Annotated in this window: 15 protein-coding genes; 9 read left to right on the plus strand and 6 right to left on the minus strand. The window is 42.9% G+C overall.

Annotated elements, in window-relative coordinates; all coding sequences use genetic code 11:
• Nucleotides 1-115: 115 nt before the first annotated feature.
• Nucleotides 116-2,113 (minus strand): aminotransferase class I/II-fold pyridoxal phosphate-dependent enzyme, encoded by a 1,998-nt coding sequence (locus tag V7R35_RS04355; protein WP_334013485.1) that lies wholly within the window; start codon nucleotides 2,111-2,113, stop codon nucleotides 116-118.
• A 136-nt stretch (nucleotides 2,114-2,249) separates the two neighbouring features.
• On the opposite strand from V7R35_RS04355, the gene V7R35_RS04360 reads away from it, so the two are divergent.
• From V7R35_RS04360 to V7R35_RS04370, 3 genes are all read left to right on the plus strand, one after another.
• Entirely contained in the window at nucleotides 2,250-2,579 is a 330-nt protein-coding gene (locus V7R35_RS04360; protein WP_334013486.1) for a hypothetical protein, read from the plus strand.
• A 15-nt stretch (nucleotides 2,580-2,594) separates the two neighbouring features.
• Nucleotides 2,595-2,780, plus strand: a complete 186-nt coding sequence (locus V7R35_RS04365; protein ID WP_334013487.1) for a hypothetical protein — start codon at nucleotides 2,595-2,597, stop codon at nucleotides 2,778-2,780.
• Nucleotides 2,781-2,845: 65 nt separating this feature from the next.
• On the plus strand, nucleotides 2,846-3,502 hold the full coding sequence (locus V7R35_RS04370; protein WP_334013488.1) for a crotonase/enoyl-CoA hydratase family protein: 657 nt from the start codon (nucleotides 2,846-2,848) through the stop codon (nucleotides 3,500-3,502).
• 93 nt (nucleotides 3,503-3,595) lie between these two features.
• On the opposite strand, the gene V7R35_RS04375 is transcribed toward V7R35_RS04370, so the two are convergent.
• A complete protein-coding gene (locus tag V7R35_RS04375) occupies nucleotides 3,596-4,114 on the minus strand; it encodes an Mpo1 family 2-hydroxy fatty acid dioxygenase (protein WP_334013489.1) in 519 nt (172 codons plus the stop codon).
• A gap of 109 nt (nucleotides 4,115-4,223) precedes the next feature.
• The gene (rlmF, locus tag V7R35_RS04380; RefSeq protein WP_334013490.1) at nucleotides 4,224-5,135 is read right to left on the minus strand and encodes a 23S rRNA (adenine(1618)-N(6))-methyltransferase RlmF; all 912 of its coding nucleotides are present in this window, start codon (nucleotides 5,133-5,135) and stop codon (nucleotides 4,224-4,226) included.
• 382 nt (nucleotides 5,136-5,517) lie between these two features.
• On the opposite strand from rlmF, the gene V7R35_RS04385 reads away from it, so the two are divergent.
• Nucleotides 5,518-6,840 (plus strand): M24 family metallopeptidase, encoded by a 1,323-nt coding sequence (locus V7R35_RS04385; protein ID WP_334013491.1) that lies wholly within the window; start codon nucleotides 5,518-5,520, stop codon nucleotides 6,838-6,840.
• Between the two features lie 104 nt (nucleotides 6,841-6,944).
• On the opposite strand, the gene V7R35_RS04390 is transcribed toward V7R35_RS04385, so the two are convergent.
• Together V7R35_RS04390 and V7R35_RS04395 are read right to left on the minus strand one after the other, a co-directional pair.
• Nucleotides 6,945-7,418: a DUF3718 domain-containing protein gene (locus V7R35_RS04390; RefSeq protein WP_334013492.1), complete on the minus strand. Its 474-nt coding sequence runs from the start codon at nucleotides 7,416-7,418 to the stop codon at nucleotides 6,945-6,947.
• A gap of 239 nt (nucleotides 7,419-7,657) precedes the next feature.
• Entirely contained in the window at nucleotides 7,658-8,770 is a 1,113-nt protein-coding gene (locus tag V7R35_RS04395; RefSeq protein ID WP_334013493.1) for a hypothetical protein, read from the minus strand.
• A 152-nt stretch (nucleotides 8,771-8,922) separates the two neighbouring features.
• Between V7R35_RS04395 and V7R35_RS04400 the strand changes: the two genes are divergently transcribed.
• The gene (locus V7R35_RS04400; RefSeq protein WP_334013494.1) at nucleotides 8,923-10,581 is read left to right on the plus strand and encodes an acyl-CoA dehydrogenase family protein; all 1,659 of its coding nucleotides are present in this window, start codon (nucleotides 8,923-8,925) and stop codon (nucleotides 10,579-10,581) included.
• A gap of 60 nt (nucleotides 10,582-10,641) precedes the next feature.
• On the opposite strand, the gene V7R35_RS04405 is transcribed toward V7R35_RS04400, so the two are convergent.
• Nucleotides 10,642-11,472 (minus strand): hypothetical protein, encoded by an 831-nt coding sequence (locus V7R35_RS04405; protein WP_334013495.1) that lies wholly within the window; start codon nucleotides 11,470-11,472, stop codon nucleotides 10,642-10,644.
• 179 nt (nucleotides 11,473-11,651) lie between these two features.
• On the opposite strand from V7R35_RS04405, the gene V7R35_RS04410 reads away from it, so the two are divergent.
• The 4 genes from V7R35_RS04410 (at nucleotide 11,652) to V7R35_RS04425 (ending at nucleotide 16,185) form a co-directional block, all read left to right on the plus strand.
• Nucleotides 11,652-12,221 (plus strand): DUF4136 domain-containing protein, encoded by a 570-nt coding sequence (locus tag V7R35_RS04410; protein WP_334013496.1) that lies wholly within the window; start codon nucleotides 11,652-11,654, stop codon nucleotides 12,219-12,221.
• 112 nt (nucleotides 12,222-12,333) lie between these two features.
• On the plus strand, nucleotides 12,334-14,316 hold the full coding sequence (locus tag V7R35_RS04415; RefSeq protein ID WP_334013497.1) for a class I adenylate cyclase: 1,983 nt from the start codon (nucleotides 12,334-12,336) through the stop codon (nucleotides 14,314-14,316).
• Nucleotides 14,317-14,585: 269 nt separating this feature from the next.
• Entirely contained in the window at nucleotides 14,586-14,978 is a 393-nt protein-coding gene (locus V7R35_RS04420) for a BlaI/MecI/CopY family transcriptional regulator (protein ID WP_334013498.1), read from the plus strand.
• Nucleotides 14,971-16,185: a M56 family metallopeptidase gene (locus V7R35_RS04425; protein WP_334013499.1), complete on the plus strand. Its 1,215-nt coding sequence runs from the start codon at nucleotides 14,971-14,973 to the stop codon at nucleotides 16,183-16,185. Before V7R35_RS04420 ends, V7R35_RS04425 begins: the two co-directional genes overlap by 8 nt.
• Nucleotides 16,186-16,238 lie beyond the last annotated feature (53 nt).

A 16,238-nucleotide genomic window follows, 5' to 3' on the forward strand; every position in this document is an offset into this window, starting at 1 on the left:
AGGCAACCTCATCTTAATGAAAGCGGTATTTCCGTAAACTGTCCCCAAGGCGGTTTTGTAACAAATATCACCGCCTTGTAATTTTGAATGACTACCTTAGTTTTTAACTGCGTCGCTAATCTTCGCAAACCACATAAATATCACCGTCGTAAATTCCTTGTACGGTGAGTTTCTGACTTGCTAACGCGTGCAAATAGTCTAAGTGTTTTTGCTCTACTTTTTGTCCGGGCACAATAAGTGGAATTCCCGGAGGGTATGGCGTAATTAAGCCTGCCGCAATTCGGCCAACACTGTTTTGCCAAGCAATGGGCTCGCGCTTACTAAAAAACGCTTTAGAAGGTAAGTCGTCCAATTTAATGGCCGGTATATCAGCAGGAAGCGGGCTTTTGTTTTTCCGTTTGCTTAAATTCACCGCGCCGTCATCTAAACGCTTAAGGGCATTATATAAGCGCACAATTTTAGAGCGCATGCCGCCTAACGTTAGCAATACTAAAATTGTACTATGCGTGAATTTCTCTATCTCAAGTCCAACCTCATCCATTAAAAAGCGATGAATTTCCTGATTCGAATACTCCAAGGCCGACACATCAATAAGAATTTTAAGCGGGTCGTGACCTATGTTGTCGCTTTCAAAATGCTCGAACATTTGCGTAAAGTCGTCTTTTGACAATATTTTAAGACGCTTAAACTTCGCCATTTGCGACTTTAGCTCAGCCACATTACTTAGCAGCTCGTTCAGAATTTTGTAGCCTTCCATCTCAAGCTGTTGACGGCACACATCTAACGAAGCAATAAGCTGGTATTTAGGCGACGTGCTGGTGTGAATAGCAAAAACTTCTTTAAAAAAGTCTTTATCAAAGTCAGGGTCGTTAACATGTATAAAAGAGGCTTGAGAAAAAGCAGAAACTACTTTGTGCGCTGAATGCGTAATGTAGTCTGCGCCAGCGGCGATGGCCGAATAGTCACGTAATGCAGGGTGAAACAGTGAGTACGCAAACCACGCTTCATCAATAAATACTTTAATGCCGTATTTGTGCGCTAAGGTTACCACTTGCTTTAAATCGGTAAGCAAACCATCGTACGTACACCCAGTTAAAACAACGAGCTTAGCGTCTTTGTTCTCTTCAATCAGTGTTTTAATTTGGCTTAATCTAGGCGGCGAAAATATACCGTACTGCGGATTAAACACGCTGTCTAAATACACCGGCATAGCGCGAGCTTGAATAATGCCGTAGTGCACCGATTTATGACAATTGCGATCGGCAATTACCTTATCCCCTTCACGCAGTAACGTTTGCAGAATTATTTTATTCGATGTTGAAGAGCCGTTAGTCACAAAATACGAGTGTCGTACTTCAAACGTATTGGCCACAGCAGACTGCGCTCTACCAATAGCATAAGTGCCATCCGACAAACTGCCTAAAGAGTCTACGCTTACCGATAAATCACTGACAAACACGTTGCGGCCAAAGAAGCGATAAAAATCACTGATGTAAGGTGAATTCCTGAAGCTAGCCCCACCACTGTGGCCTGGCGTGTGCCACGAGTCGTTTGCTTCTACCACATAGTCTTTATATTCAGTCCAAAACGGCGTCTCGTTTCTATCGTCGAAATCGTTGATGATGTAACCAAGAATTGACTCAGGATCGCTAATAATATCGTTGCGATAGAAAAACGACTCTATGCCTTTTGCCTGATTAACAATGTCTAACCCTTTCACTGCATCGCCTAGTACGTAAACGGGAAGCTCTGGACGAATGCTTTTTATCGCATCAATAACCCTAGCATTGTTTTCAACAGGAGCACTTTCAGATGCAAGCTCACTACTTAACGCGTTGTCGGTTAACGTGATGTCGTTTAACGTGCTGCTATCTGCCGAAGCGCTGACCAGCTCGCTTTCTTTTGCGGCTACATCCCAGCTGAAAACTACCGCTTGAATATCACCATCATCTCTAATGTATTGCAAGGCAGTAGATACCGAACTTGCTTCAATCAAGCTTATCTCTACATCACTGCGGTCAAAGTAGCTTATCGTATTGCCAATACTTGAAGTTATTTGTTCAAGTAAATCGGCGGCGTCTTCAATAACAAGTATTTTTAAATGAGGGCGCATTAGACATCCGTGAAATAAAAGCGCATAGCGCAACTAAATATGAATTTAGTGTAACGCCGAATTCATGCGTTGTCGTGTAAACTCTTACCAGTAATAAAGCAGTGTTATGAATAGTTAGAAAGTGTGTATTAAGTTAATGACCAAAGTTTCGAAAACTGACAAAGACACGGCAATAGCAACCTACTTACATTACAGCAAAATAGTTCTTCCAAAACTTGCGGCACAACATCCCTCAAGGTGGCCTATTCAGCACGACCACTGCTTCCAACGCGTAATTTTAGACAACGTATGTGGACGCGCGTGGTACGAGGCAATTCCAACGCCAGCCTATAAGAATATGACATTAGAGCAAGCAAGGTCTGCAGCGAAGCTCAGCGTTGAAATAGCGACGCAGCAGGTTTGTATACACACATTAAATAACGCATCGCTTAAATGGCGAGACAAGCAGCAAGCATTTTCTTTCTAGTCTCGGGAGAGTTTCATGACCAAACGAACGTCTTTAACCGACATAGTACACATCAATGACGCTGATGATTTGGAAACTGTTGTAAAAGACAAGCGACAGCAGTGGCGGGCAAACAATGCCAAAGCAAGACGCCGCCAGAGACGGTACAAAAATAAATTAACCCAAGCGCTTACGCAGCAATACATACAAGAAATTGAGTAATAACAGCGCTGGTGTATCATTATCGCTATCGAATTACCCTAAACATAATTTAAGCAGGACGATACATGGCTTTCGATTACAAAATAGAAAATGATATTGCTGTTATTACCTTCGACGACGGCAAAGTGAATGCTGTGGGCTTTACGCTTATTGAGCAAATTAATAACGCACTTGATGATGCACAAGAAAATGCGAAAGCTGTTGTACTACACGGCGGCGAAGGCAAGTTTTGTGGCGGTTTTGACTTAAGCGTAATGAAGTCGGGTGATGCCGATAAGCAACACGCGCTAGTGCAAGCGGGCGCTGAACTTATTGTTCGCTTATATAGTTACCCGCTTCCAGTCATTGCGGCTGCCGAGGGACATAGCATCGCAATGGGTGCCATTTTACTAATGGCGTCAGACTTACGCATAGGTAAAGATGCCGACACCAAGTACGGCCTAAACGAAACAGCCATTGGAATGGTGCTTCCACCTTTTGGTATGGAATTAGCAAAAGCGCGACTTGTCAATACAAGCCAAACAGAAGCATTGCTGTTTTCACGGATATTTGAAGGTAAAGAAGCAGTTAAAGCTGGCTTTATTGATGCTGCGGTTGCACAAGAAGCGGTATTACCTACTGCAATGTCTTATGCCGAGAAATTGAAAATGCTTCCTCGAGATGCATTTGCCACGTCGAAGCTTAAGCTTCGAGGCGATACTATCGAAAAGATGCAGGCATAAAAAAGTAAAAAAAGATGACAAAAAAAGCAGGTTGTTAGTTACAGCCTGCTTTTCTCATAATTGAATGACGTACTTCGCCGAATATTAAGCGAATCAAGAGCGAACAGGCCCGCTTCTTTTTTCTATCTCTTGTTTAAGATCATTTCGCAAGCCTAGCTCAAAGCTTAGTTCAGCTAGTACGAAAAGTGGCCCAATTGCCAACCCCATAATATCGTCAACAAACGCAGGCTTTTTGCCCTCAAAATGGTGACCGACAAATTGTAATGCCCAACCACCTACAAAAATACCTACCGATATTGCTAGCCAAACCGAAACGCTATTAGCTGCAATAGGCATGGCGAAGTACACCATAGCAGCAGTAACCGCCGCCATGACCACGCCAAGTTTTACATCTAGCTTTAAGTAAAACAGGTTACCGATTAACCATACCACTACAGCAGGGCTAATAATCGTGCTTCCCAAAAGTGGTAAGGTTACCGCAAAAGCAGGTTTACTCAGTAAGCAAAACACAGAGAAAACAATAAGAGGAATGCCTATGTAATGTGTGTAAATGTTGCGTTGGTCGCGATGATAATCGGCGTATTCGCTAAGATATTGCTCTACATTTTTCATTGGTCGCTTTCCACTTTATGGCTTTTTTTGCAGTGTATTGCTACCGCGGGCCTCAAACTGTCGCAAAGCCGACAATTACAACAAATTCACAACCGTAGTTTTTTCTAGGTTATTGGAACGACCATGCAATAAAGCGACTTATTTTATTACCTTGCCCCATTTCAACCACTTTAAACTTGGTGGCGTTGTAATAACGAATACTTGTTTCAAGGGGCTTTAAGTGGGCGCTTTTAGACACTAAACAAGTAAACCAACCCACATTACTTTTAAACAACGTGCTTTCTTTTATCATTTTTTGGATAAACGCCAGCTCGCCACCTTCACACCACAACTCGTTACTATTGCCAGCGAAATTAAGGTTCGCACTGTCTTTAGGTAAACGCGCAGGCTTACTTCCTCGCTTTTGTTTATTCCTCGCCAGATTACTGGTTTTCCTTTGCGTTCCCGCTAATGCTTCTTTGGCTGACTTGTGAAAAGGAGGGTTACACATAGTGAACGTAAAAAAGTCGTCAGGCTTGATAACACCACTAAAAATTGCCTGCGCATTACTTTGTTTACGCAACGAAAAATGTGAAGCTAAATGGGCATTATTCTTGGCAATATCCCGTGCATTCTGCAAAGCACCATCATCAATATCGCTGCCAACAAAATACCACCCGTAAATACTGTTACCAATAATGGGGTAAATGGCATTTGCACCAACACCAATATCTAAACCCGTCACGCCTTCTTGCTGGTTATTTTCATATGTAGCAGAAGTCAATAAATCAGCAATACCATGAATGTAGTCTGCACGGCCAGGCACTGGCGGGCACAAATAACCTCTTGGCAGTTGCCAATAGTCCACATTGTAATAGTGCTTCAACAGTGCTCTGTTTAACGCTACAACAGCCTGAGGGTTAGAAAAGTCGATACTTTTTTTACCGCTTTTGGCATTGATAACGAATGATTTCAAAGGTGGATAAGACCGACACAATAACTCAATGGGATAGCCGTCTTTATGAATATTTTTTGGGTGCATTCAGATTTATTGACCTTCTATCAAAGGCTTTTTTACTGACCTTTGCGTTTTGGTTTTTAACCTACGATAACAATGTAGGGTATTGTAACTGTTAGGTCACACTAAAGACAGGCGCGCAATAGAATACAAGCTACGTCATACGAGCTTTGGCATACACACTCGTTCCTTCATTGTATACACTTCAACACAGCCACATCACTGTACACAAAACACCCAACAGCACTTCCCATTCAGTAATAACAAATGTTACAAAAGAGGAAATAAACGCAAAGGTATTAGGGCAATGATTGTCGAAGCAAAGCTATCAAAGGTAATCGCATCGATAACCAACCTTTCAATACAAGCGTCTTAGGCGAGTCATTGCAATAAAAAAGGAACTACTATGCTACGCACACTGATTTTCGCACTTTCACTGCTAAGCATTACTGCTCATGCCAATACAATAATGAACATGAAAGCGCGCAGTGAATTAATTGACGCCATATTAGTCGAGCGATTCGAAACCGTACTGCCAGATATTATGAACCGTACAGGTATTGATATGTGGGTCATTATGTCGCGTGAATACAATGAAGACCCCGTATTAAAAACCATGCTGCCCTCGACATGGATTTCGGCTAGACGTCACACCATGCTTGTTATCTACAACCCAGGTGACGGCAAACCACTAGAGCGACTTGCCGTTGCTCGCTATGCTGTTGGCGAACTGTTCGAGAAAGCCTGGGACAAAGAGGCACAGCCCGACCAATGGCAAGCATTGCGCGATATTATTGAACAACGCGACCCAAAGAAGATTGCTATCAACAAGTCTTATGCCTTTGCGCTGGCTGATGGCATGACCTCGTCGGAGCACAACGATTTTATGTCTATTTTAACGCCAAGGCTAAAAAAACGTGTTGTTTCAGGTGAAAAGCTAGCTGTTGGGTGGTTAGAAACCCGCAGTGCACTGGAGATGGAGCACTACCCTATCCTTACTCAAATTGGCCATGATTTAATTGCCAAAGCGTTTTCCAATGACGTTATTACCCCCAACAAAACCACTACCGATGACGTGGTATGGTGGCTTCGCGATCAAACCCGTGCACTAGGTTTAACCAATTGGTTTCATCCTACGGTATCTATTCAACGCGCAGACAATGAAGCCTTCGATCAAATAAAAGCATTCAGTAAACGCCCTGGTGAAAATGTTATAAGACCGGGGGACCTTATTCATGTTGATTTTGGGATTACCTACTTGCGACTCAACACCGACCAACAACAACATGCTTACATTTTGAAGCCAGGTGAAACCGACGCTCCTGAAGGATTAAAAGCGGCATTAGCTGCTGGTAATAGACTGCAAGACATTCTGATGAGTAATTTCAAGCGAGGTCGTACCGGTAACACCATATTGAAAATGTCGCGAGAGCAAGCCATTGAAGAAGGTATTACACCTGCTATTTACACACATCCATTGGGTTTACATGGTCATGCTGCCGGACCAACTATTGGTATGTGGGATGCCCAAGAAGGCGTTCCAACCAAAGGAGATTACCCAATGTACCCAGACACGGCGTATTCTATTGAATTAAACGCAGCAAGTAACGTTCCCGAGTGGGGTAAAGAAATTAGAATTATGCTTGAAGAAGACGCGTTTTTTGATGGTAAAAACGTAACGTTTTTAGATGGCAGGCAAACAGCGTTCCATCTTATTCGCTCTGAATAGAATTTTATAACGTAGTAAGTGTCAGACCTTTTCCCTTCGCTGTATTAAAAGCTGGGGAAAAGGCCATGAAACTGTTCTTCTAATCGCCGTTAGGCGTTAGTGTATTATTCCGCTTCTACGTTAGCGCGAACAACCACATTTTCCACACTGTATTGACGAACGAAGTCGTTAATATTTTTGTGGTTGCAGATGATATTTTCACCTTCAAGGCCATACTTTGCTAGTGCAGCATCTTTACCAATTGTTAGTGCTTCAAGGCAAGCTTGAGACGCAACATCTTTGTTTCGTGCAACTAATGCAATTGTTTTTGCTGCATTAGTCTCTTTGTTGTTTTTGTACATGTAAGCGAAAGTACGAAGTGACTCACCGTTACAACGTAATGACGCGTTAAATTCTTCTACATTGTAGCCGCTGTTACGAATGAAGCGTAACGCAGGGCCAAAACCTTCTTTTGCCGCCGTTAGGCAAGCTTGAGTTTCAACGTTGTTGTTTACAGGTTGCAAGCGTACGTCTTTAGCAAAAGACTGTGCAGCTGCAACAGATAAAGTAAAAGCAATAGCGAAAGTAGACAGTTTCATAATGTGTTCCTATTTTGTAACTAAATTAGATATCACCTAAGCGATGAGTACATAATGAACAAAACTTTCAATAAATAAAGCATTTTATGTAATTTAATTACGAAAATAACGATAAAAACAAACAGATCACCACAAAAATGAAAGTTATTTACAAAATAATGGTAATTTTATACAAAAATTAACAAATAAGACGGATTTGTTACGCTAAAAATGAGGGAGTTTGTGAAAAGGTGGTTAAGCTAAGCAGTAAGATCGTGCAGCCAGTTGAGTGAGGGAAGCTTTTGTTCAGGTTGGTAGAACAGACGATTAAGGCGGCCTAACAAATTTACCGAACGGCTAGGATCGTGAGCTTTAACTCTGTGCTCGCTATGGCTTGATAAGAACTCCCAGGGCTGAAGGTTCAACGCGTCTATTTCTTGCTGCTGTACACCAAGCGAAGCTAGCGTAGATAAAATGCGCTCTGTTTTACTTTCTGCAATGGGTAAAATATGGTTAGCATACATATCGTCAAGCGGCGTGCTTAAGCTTGCAAGCGTGTGATTTATTGCGTGCCACACCATGTCGTGCTCGAATTTCCAGTTCCTTGGCGCATAATACCCTTCTATTTCCCATTCAAACTCGGCATTGCTTAGGGCAATTGAGCTTTCGGCTTCTGGCGAATACGACAAGTCGGGCTTTGCGCCTATATTGTATGCATCCACACTCATTGATATGCACATTATCAAATTGCCACATTCTTGTGTGTTCGTGTACAAGGCTTCAAATGCCGCACGCTTCACTCCCATCCAACCGTGAACCTTTGACGACTGCTCAACAAAGTGTCGAATATCTGCAGGCAAGTCTTCGCCATATCTGTCGATAAGCAGCGGCAATGGGTTTTGATCGGGTGCCTCGTCAGGCATCCATACTTCATATTCCAATCGGTTATCTGCCTTTCCCCTACTCTTGATACCGTAAGAAAGGTTTACCGGACGACAGATGCTTCTATCTTCATCTACACGGTGAAAATACTCAGAGCGCATACGTTTAATAAATGGCGCATCTTTACCCGCCAATGCTGCTGTGGGATATCGGTAACCAATCTCACTTTTTGGCACCATGGTAAGAGTAGGAATAGCGGAAGAAAGTTTTGTCTTTAAACCTGAAAAAGTAGTAACTGATGGCACAACAATGCTTCGTTCAGGTTCAATGGTTAACCTAGCCCCCTCAGGCGTAACAAACATAGGGGTTTTGTGAAACTCATAGTCAGCGTACCCTAGGTTTTTAACTGCTGCATCGCGATACCGAGAGAGTTCATCAAATAACGTGGCGTGATTTCGGATATGTTTAAATAGCGGGCGTCGTTGGGTCATTGTTTTTCAAGCTCTTTTCTACACTTCGGCTAGTAACGGAATACCCATTACGTACTGCTTTGTATCTATTCATTAAACAACATTACACGGTTTGATCAAAATACACTATCAGCGTAATGTTCTAAGAAACACTTTTTTACTTGAGCATCAGCATGTCCGATTTGCCACGTTTTGAAACACACACAGTTGAAAACCAGCCGTTTCCTATGCCTAGTTATAACTTGTGGCAGGACGACGAACTGTTAAAGCAATATGTATTACAGCATGTTGATGACCAAGCTTATGTTCCAGAATCGCTTTTATCTGAGTTTGGTGCGATAGCTGGCGATTCACTTATGCACCATGGTGATATCGCAAACAAGAACAAGCCTGTTTTACATGCGTTTGATCGTTACGGAAGACGCATCGACCACGTAGAGTTTCATCCCAGCTATCATGTGCTTATGGACAGTGCCATGGCGCACAATGTGCACAATTATTCCTGGCGACATGCTTCACAACGACATGCTCCACAAACTGGCGCCCATGTTATTCGTGCAGCATTAATGTATATGCACTACCAGGCAGAGTCTGGAACATCATGCCCCTTAACAATGACCCACGCAGCAGTTCCGGCGCTTCGTTATGGAACAAACATTCCATCTTATTGGTTAGACAAACTTGTAAACGGCACATACGACAACAGAGATATTCCAGCGAAAGAAAAGAATGGACTCACCATTGGAATGGGCATGACCGAGAAGTCTGGTGGTTCCGATGTTCGGCGAAATACGACTACCGCAACAAAACAGACCGATGGCAGCTACGTAATTGTTGGTCACAAATTTTTCTTCTCTGCGCCTATGTGTGACGGGCACTTAATATTGGCTCAAGCAGAAGGTGGCTTAAGCTGTTTTTTATTACCTAGGCGGCTTGAAAACGGTGAGTTAAATAAAGTTCGTATTCAGCGGTTGAAAGACAAATTAGGCGATTGGAGTAACGCGTCGTCTGAAGTTGAATTTCAAGAAGCGACAGCATACCTGTTAGGTGAAGAAGGTCGCGGCGTACGCGTAATTATCGACATGGTGTCGTTAACAAGGCTCGATTGTATGATTGGGTCTTCTGCGTTAATGCGACAAGCACTAGCGGAAGCGCTACACCACGTTAAACATCGCGATGCGTTTGGTAATGCACTTATCAACCAACCGCTAATGCAAAATGTACTTACCGACCTTACGCTAGAAAGTGCAGCTGCAACAGCCTTCACCATGCGTGTGGCCAAAGCAGTAGACAAAGCGTCAACGTGTGAACATGAAGCTGCGCTTGCACGCATAGCTACAGCAATTGGAAAATATTGGGTGTGTAAACGTACGGTGCCTTTTGTTAATGAAGCGCAAGAGTGTATGGGTGGCATTGGCTACGTTGAAGAAAACCCAATGCCGCGCTATTACCGACAGGCTCCGCTTAACTCAATTTGGGAAGGCAGTGGTAACGTGCAGTGCCTAGACGTATTGCGAGCTTTAGCTAAAGAGCCAGATATACAGCAAGCATTATTTAAAGAGCTTATACAGCATATTGACAAGAACTCGCATTACAAGCTTCACATCGAAAAGCTTAAAACAGAATTTGAAGACACCAGCAATTTGGAAATTCGTAGCCGATATATTACCGAGCAAACAGCGCTGGCATTACAAGCCTCTGTGTTGCTTCAAAGCGACAATGTTGCACTTGCCACGCTGTTTTGCCGCACAAGGCTTGGTGGTGAACATGGGTATTGCTTTGGTAGCTTACCTGCAGATACGCCCTTTAACGACATTCTTTCTTTGGTGTAAGGTAAAGCAAGGTGTAATTACAACAATGCAAAAGTAAACCGCAGGGTTAACGACATGATGCTATAAAGATGGAAGAAGCGTGCCGTACCAAAAGGCCTGCTGCTTTTTATACATGGGGTTAGTGATAATGTGAGGAATAACTTTGTTCATCTTTTCTACCGCATTTCTCCCCCACTCATTATTTGTACAGCCTACCGCTCCCGCCACTGTTTGTGTAGCTAGTTCCGCAGTTTCATAGTACACAAGCTCCTCACTGCCGCTTGTTGCTGCGTAGTATTTCAAAATTGAGGGGTACTCCAACGTAAAATCAATACGCCCAAACTCTATCTGCTCAAGCACGCGGGTTGTTGCATTCTCACCACTTAACTCGGCGAGCAATGGCGTTTTTTGTACACTGTCTACATAGAGCTGCAGCATCTCTGGATATCGCCGAGCGATAGGCTTACCCATGCGTAGTAATTTGGCCTCTGTTAGGCGCCGTAGCGAAATGCGGCCTTGGCTGTCAACGTATGGCTCTAGTACCTCTGGTTTACCAATAATGCCCAGCGGCGCATGATAAACGGTGATATCTGAATACAACCACACGTCGTTGTCGGCGCGTTTAATGAGGCAAGGAAAACACAAATTCCGCTTCTGCTCGGTCAGCATGTTAATTCGGTTTTGGGGCATAACCAATGTGTCGAAACGTGTTTCCTTCATCTGCGTGCTAAATGCATCAATAAGTACGTCACACATACCGTCGCCTTGAAACTCACCGTCCATGATATGAAATGGTGGAGCGTCATTAATGGCCCACGTTATCGTAAACGGTTGTGTAGTGTTTCCTCTCGCGTTGCCGTTAATACTGAGTAACAACAATACAACGAGAATTTGCATACTCAATGACTTCATTTATTCACTAAATTTCTAAAAGGTGTAATCTAAACCTAGCTAAAAATAGGTAACAAACAAGGTAATGGTGTGAAATATGCAGATGAATGTAGAAAATAGCTTGGTCTAATTTTGCAAATTTAATACGCCAGATACACTAAATGAATAGTTTACAAAATGCCGAGGAGCCAATAAGCCTCATGTGTAAAAAGAACAACCCCGATACTATTTTGTCGAAAGCGAAGGCGGTGTGGCTTATGTTTATAAGCGCTCTGTTATTAACAGCCTGCGCATCGAACAAGCCTCAGATTAATGTTGATGAAACGCAGAATTTCACCCAGATAAATACGTTTTATGTACAAGCGCCAGCCACGCAAATAAACGACACATTAAAAGCACACCTTGAAACAACGATAAGTGATGTGCTTAGCGCAAAAGGTTTAACGAGTGAATCTGAAGAAAACGCCGATGTTATTGTGGGCTACTTACCCTCAACGTCATCAAAAGAAGACGGCACTACGCTAAGCCTGGGCTTGGGTACTGGCAGCTATGGTCGTTCTGGTGGAATTTCACTGGGCAGTATTTTTAATATTCCTGTGGGCGAGCAAGTGTCGCTTCATCAAACCCTACAGATAGATGTTGTTAGAAATGGACAGTTTATTTATAGCGCCTCTGGCAGTGTTGAACTAGAGAAAAAAGATAGCATTAGCGTGCAGCAGAAATTAGATGAGCTAGTGAATACGTTATTAGCGCAATATCCAAGTAAATAACGCCAAATATGATGCTATCTTCACGTTAATTTCACTAATTTGACGTAAACTTAAAGCACTGAACAGGAAATAAAGCTATGCTTGGCAGCATGAAATTGCACAGAAGTACGAGATGAGCGCGCACCAACCGCTTTCAATTCATCAAAACCTTACTATCCGTTTATTGCGTGTTTTACGATACAACAAAGCAAGGATTGAGCGTGCTCTAACACTTATGCCTGCCAAGCACAAACCGCTGTTTCATGTTTTACCGTTTTTAGTGCATGTTAATCATGAATCTTTACCTGGCTTTGTAGAAAGAACAGGCGAAGAAGACGTGCCCTTTGGGATAAACAACTACTCGTTTCGACCCGATGTTGAACAGGCACTTAATCATTGCTTTCCCGAGCAACAAGCATTGTTTGAAGACATAAAAACCATATGGCCGCGGCAGCGCGCCGTAGATGCACTGGTACTAATGGGTAGTGTTGGCACTATTGCCCAAACTGACGACTCAGACTTCGACTACTGGGTTTGTGTTGATGGTAACCGCTTTTCAGAAGCCGCGTTAGCATTGCTTCAGCAAAAGCTAACCGCCATTGAAAAGTGGGCTGAAGAACATCACGGTATCGAGATACACTTCTTTCTTTCGGAAATAGACAAAGTAAAACAAAACGATTTTGGCGTAGCTGAAGGTGAAAGTGCAGGCTCAGCACAGGCGCTCTTTCTAAAGGCAGAGTTTTACAACACCAACATTGTGGTAGCAGGTAAAGCCCCTTTTTGGTGGTTAACGCCTGAAAAAACAAACAACAGACAATACACAGCGCTTCACAACAGTTTGGAAAAAGGCGGCTCACCAGACGTTGATTGGTTTATGGATTTGGGCAACTTGGAACGTCTTGATGCCAGTGAATTGTTTGGCGCCGCCATTTGGCAGTTGGGTAAAGCCATGGATTCGCCTTTTAAGTCGCTGCTGAAAATGGCCAAACTAGAGGTTTATCTTGCCAATATCGAGCACGGGCAACCTTTGTGTAACGTACTTAAAAAGCAAGTACATCGTGGCGCCGAGGCACCGGGGCATGTATCAGATATAGACCCCTACGCGTTGATGTTCGACGAACTAATAGCGCATTACAAAACAAACGGACAACCCGAAGATATATTAATTCTACAGCAGTGTTTGTACTTGAAATGTGCCTGCAAGTTAAGCGAACCACTGAATGAGGGTCAAGAAGCTAATTTCAAACGAAAGATACTTGCTAGTTATGCTAAGCGATGGAGCTGGAGCAGAAAAACGCTGTACCACCTTGATAACCAGCAAGAGTGGAGTTTTAAGCAACGAGTGCAATTGAGCACACATATCCACCGCTTTCTTATAAAGTGTTACCGCAGAATTTCAAAAGAACTTAGTAATCAGCAGCAATCGCTAGATCAGAAAGATATGACCGTACTCGGCAGACGACTAAGTACGTTTTACGGAAAGAAGACCGACAAAATCGAGTTTTTGCGCAGCGCGTTCGACGTGAGCCTTTACTGTGAAAAAGTCACCGTTGCGCTTAAGCAACTTAAAAACGGTGGAGAAGTATGGTCGGTTTATGCTGGAGACCTACTTAGCAAGTCTGGAATAATTGACGAATCACAAAAAATGGCGCAAGCATCCAGTGCCATTGGGTTAATGATGTGGTGTGTATCAAGTAAAGTTATTGATGCTAAAAGTACTGTTTACTTAGATTACAATTATGGCGAGATAAGTGAGCTCGACCTTAACGACCTTGTAAGACATCTATGTAAGTATTTACCTGCGGTAAAAGTTTCAACGTTGCCTCGTAGCGACTTACTTGCACCCGAACGTATAAAAACGTGCTTGGCTATTGTTAACTTCCCTACGCTTAGGCAAAAAGCGGTGGTAGAAGACGTCGCAGTGCTTTACACCACAACGTGGGGTGAAACCTTCCTCAAGCACGGAGAAGAAGTACTAGACAACCTTTGGTATGAACTAAGAGAGGTAACGCCTCAGCCAGCATGCCACGTAATGGTACCCAGAGGTAATCAACAAGCACGGATTATTGGTCAGTTTATGGAATCGTCTGATATTTCGTTCAACGTGTTGTATTAACGCTTACCAACGCTCAGCGCCTTAGCCCTGTTTACTAACCGGCTCACCTAACGTTTCCTATCTCTACAATGATGTTTTTACGTCAGTGCGACAGCGTTTTGTTTTAACGCTTTTATTTGCCCACTGTTCACGGCATCGCTTACAACCTAAAACAAGCTTATAAAACTAACGCTGAAAATTTATTCAATTATTTTCTTGCTTTTAAAAATTACAAGTGTAATCTTAACTTAAAGACTACAAATGTAATCGTAAGAGAAATAGCCAATACTATGACCGATGCTTCAGAAAAACCTGATATCTCAAATGCCGAGTTTGACGTGCTAGATGCGCTTTGGGAAGGCAGCCCCGCCACTTCAAGTGAAGTAGTAGCAAGGTTGAACTCACGAAAAAGCTGGCACGATAAAACGGTGAAAACCTTATTGGGGCGACTCGTAAAAAAAGGGGTATTAGGTTTTGAAAAGCAGCAGCGTCAGTATTTGTACTACCCTTTAATTGCACGTGAAGACTATACAAAAAAAGAAACCACTAACTTTGTAAGCCGTTTATTTAAAGGCAAAATTGCGCCGATGGTGGCGGGTTTTGCAAACAACAATTCACTGTCGAAACAGGATGTAGACGAGTTAAAAGCGCTTATTCAGAAATGGGAAGAAGACAATGATTGATTGGATTATTGCGCAGCAAGGTGTGTTGTGTGTAGCGCTGTTATTGTTGATTGGTGCAGAGCATTTTTACACGCGCAAAATGGGCGTGCTTTTTACCTATAAGCTTTGGTTCTTTGTTCCGGTGCTACTGGTTTTAAATAACCTTCCCTTCAACATGATGGCTATTCCATCGAATAATTTCACGCGCTTCGTTGTGGGTGTAAAACCAAGTGTTGAGCACATGGAACTAAACGTACTGTTTTCACTGTGGGCTATAGGCGTAAGCGCTATTTCAGCCTACGTATTGGTACATCACTTCTCAACGTGGCGTTCTATTAGTAAGCAAAAAGCAGTACAAACCAATGCGTATTATTCCAGTAAAGCCATTACGCCAATGCTGTTTGGTTTTATCGCGCCTAAAGTGCTGCTGCCTTACACCTTTAAATCCACATTCTCACTGTCGCAGCAAGCGTTAGTGTTAGAGCATGAACAAGTACATAGAACCCACAAAGATCACTGGTGGAACACCTTAGCACTTTGCATTGCTATTGCGTTTTGGTTTAACCCGTTGGTGTGGCTTGCACTACGTTCGTTTCGCGTGAATCAAGAATTAGCGTGCGACCATGTTGTACTACAAAACAAAACGCAAGCCGACAAACTTAATTATGCAAAGGCACTTGTGCAGTGTGCCGAGCATTGCTCAAGCACCATTAACCTTTACCCTACGTTTGGAGAAAAAAGCACCATGATAAAACGCTTAAATTTAATTCAAAAACCTAAAACGGGAAGCAAAATGCTGGGCGCAGCTGCATTAACTATTGCCGCCCTTCTTACTGCTAACACAACGCTAGCTAATGTTCCGCCTCCACCACTTAAAGGTGCTGACGCTAAAATTAACGAAGCCATGCCAGTAAAGCGCGTTGAACCCGCCTACCCTACAAAGGCTATAAAAGAAAACTTGGAAGGATACGTAGTATTCAAGTTTGATATTACGGAAACTGGCGCAACCGATAATATTGAAGTAGTGAAGTCATCGCCTGAGGGGGTGTTTGATAAAACCGCAATGATTGCATTTAAACAATGGCAATATAAACCAGCCATCAAAGGCGGCGCATCGGTAAGACAGAAAGGTCTGCTTGTGCAGCTAGATTTTAAATTAGCACCTGAACCGCTTAATGCAAAAACGAAGGTGAAAGCAAAAGAAAAACTAAGTTCATCAAGCATGTAGCATAACAGCTGTGAACCAATAGAATACTAAAAGGAGCGCTTGCTCCTTTTAGT

It is taken from the genome of Alteromonas sp. S167 (assembly GCF_036864375.1).
Classification (GTDB): domain Bacteria; phylum Pseudomonadota; class Gammaproteobacteria; order Enterobacterales; family Alteromonadaceae; genus Alteromonas.

Excerpts from the sequence above, each read along its gene's own strand:
- V7R35_RS04360 (WP_334013486.1), top strand. The coding sequence starts at position 2,250 with ATGACCAAAGTTTCGAAAACTGACAAAGACACGGCAATAGCAACCTAC.
- V7R35_RS04395 (WP_334013493.1), bottom strand. The coding sequence starts at position 8,770 with ATGACCCAACGACGCCCGCTATTTAAACATATCCGAAATCACGCCACG.
- V7R35_RS04375 (WP_334013489.1), bottom strand. The coding sequence starts at position 4,114 with ATGAAAAATGTAGAGCAATATCTTAGCGAATACGCCGATTATCATCGC.
- V7R35_RS04390 (WP_334013492.1), bottom strand. The coding sequence starts at position 7,418 with ATGAAACTGTCTACTTTCGCTATTGCTTTTACTTTATCTGTTGCAGCT.
- V7R35_RS04425 (WP_334013499.1), top strand. The coding sequence starts at position 14,971 with ATGATTGATTGGATTATTGCGCAGCAAGGTGTGTTGTGTGTAGCGCTG.
- V7R35_RS04400 (WP_334013494.1), top strand. The coding sequence starts at position 8,923 with ATGTCCGATTTGCCACGTTTTGAAACACACACAGTTGAAAACCAGCCG.
- V7R35_RS04415 (WP_334013497.1), top strand. The coding sequence starts at position 12,334 with ATGAGCGCGCACCAACCGCTTTCAATTCATCAAAACCTTACTATCCGT.
- V7R35_RS04405 (WP_334013495.1), bottom strand. The coding sequence starts at position 11,472 with ATGAAGTCATTGAGTATGCAAATTCTCGTTGTATTGTTGTTACTCAGT.
- V7R35_RS04385 (WP_334013491.1), top strand. The coding sequence starts at position 5,518 with ATGCTACGCACACTGATTTTCGCACTTTCACTGCTAAGCATTACTGCT.
- V7R35_RS04365 (WP_334013487.1), top strand. The coding sequence starts at position 2,595 with ATGACCAAACGAACGTCTTTAACCGACATAGTACACATCAATGACGCT.
- rlmF (WP_334013490.1), bottom strand. The coding sequence starts at position 5,135 with ATGCACCCAAAAAATATTCATAAAGACGGCTATCCCATTGAGTTATTG.
- V7R35_RS04370 (WP_334013488.1), top strand. The coding sequence starts at position 2,846 with ATGGCTTTCGATTACAAAATAGAAAATGATATTGCTGTTATTACCTTC.
- V7R35_RS04410 (WP_334013496.1), top strand. The coding sequence starts at position 11,652 with ATGTGTAAAAAGAACAACCCCGATACTATTTTGTCGAAAGCGAAGGCG.
- V7R35_RS04355 (WP_334013485.1), bottom strand. The coding sequence starts at position 2,113 with ATGCGCCCTCATTTAAAAATACTTGTTATTGAAGACGCCGCCGATTTA.
- V7R35_RS04420 (WP_334013498.1), top strand. The coding sequence starts at position 14,586 with ATGACCGATGCTTCAGAAAAACCTGATATCTCAAATGCCGAGTTTGAC.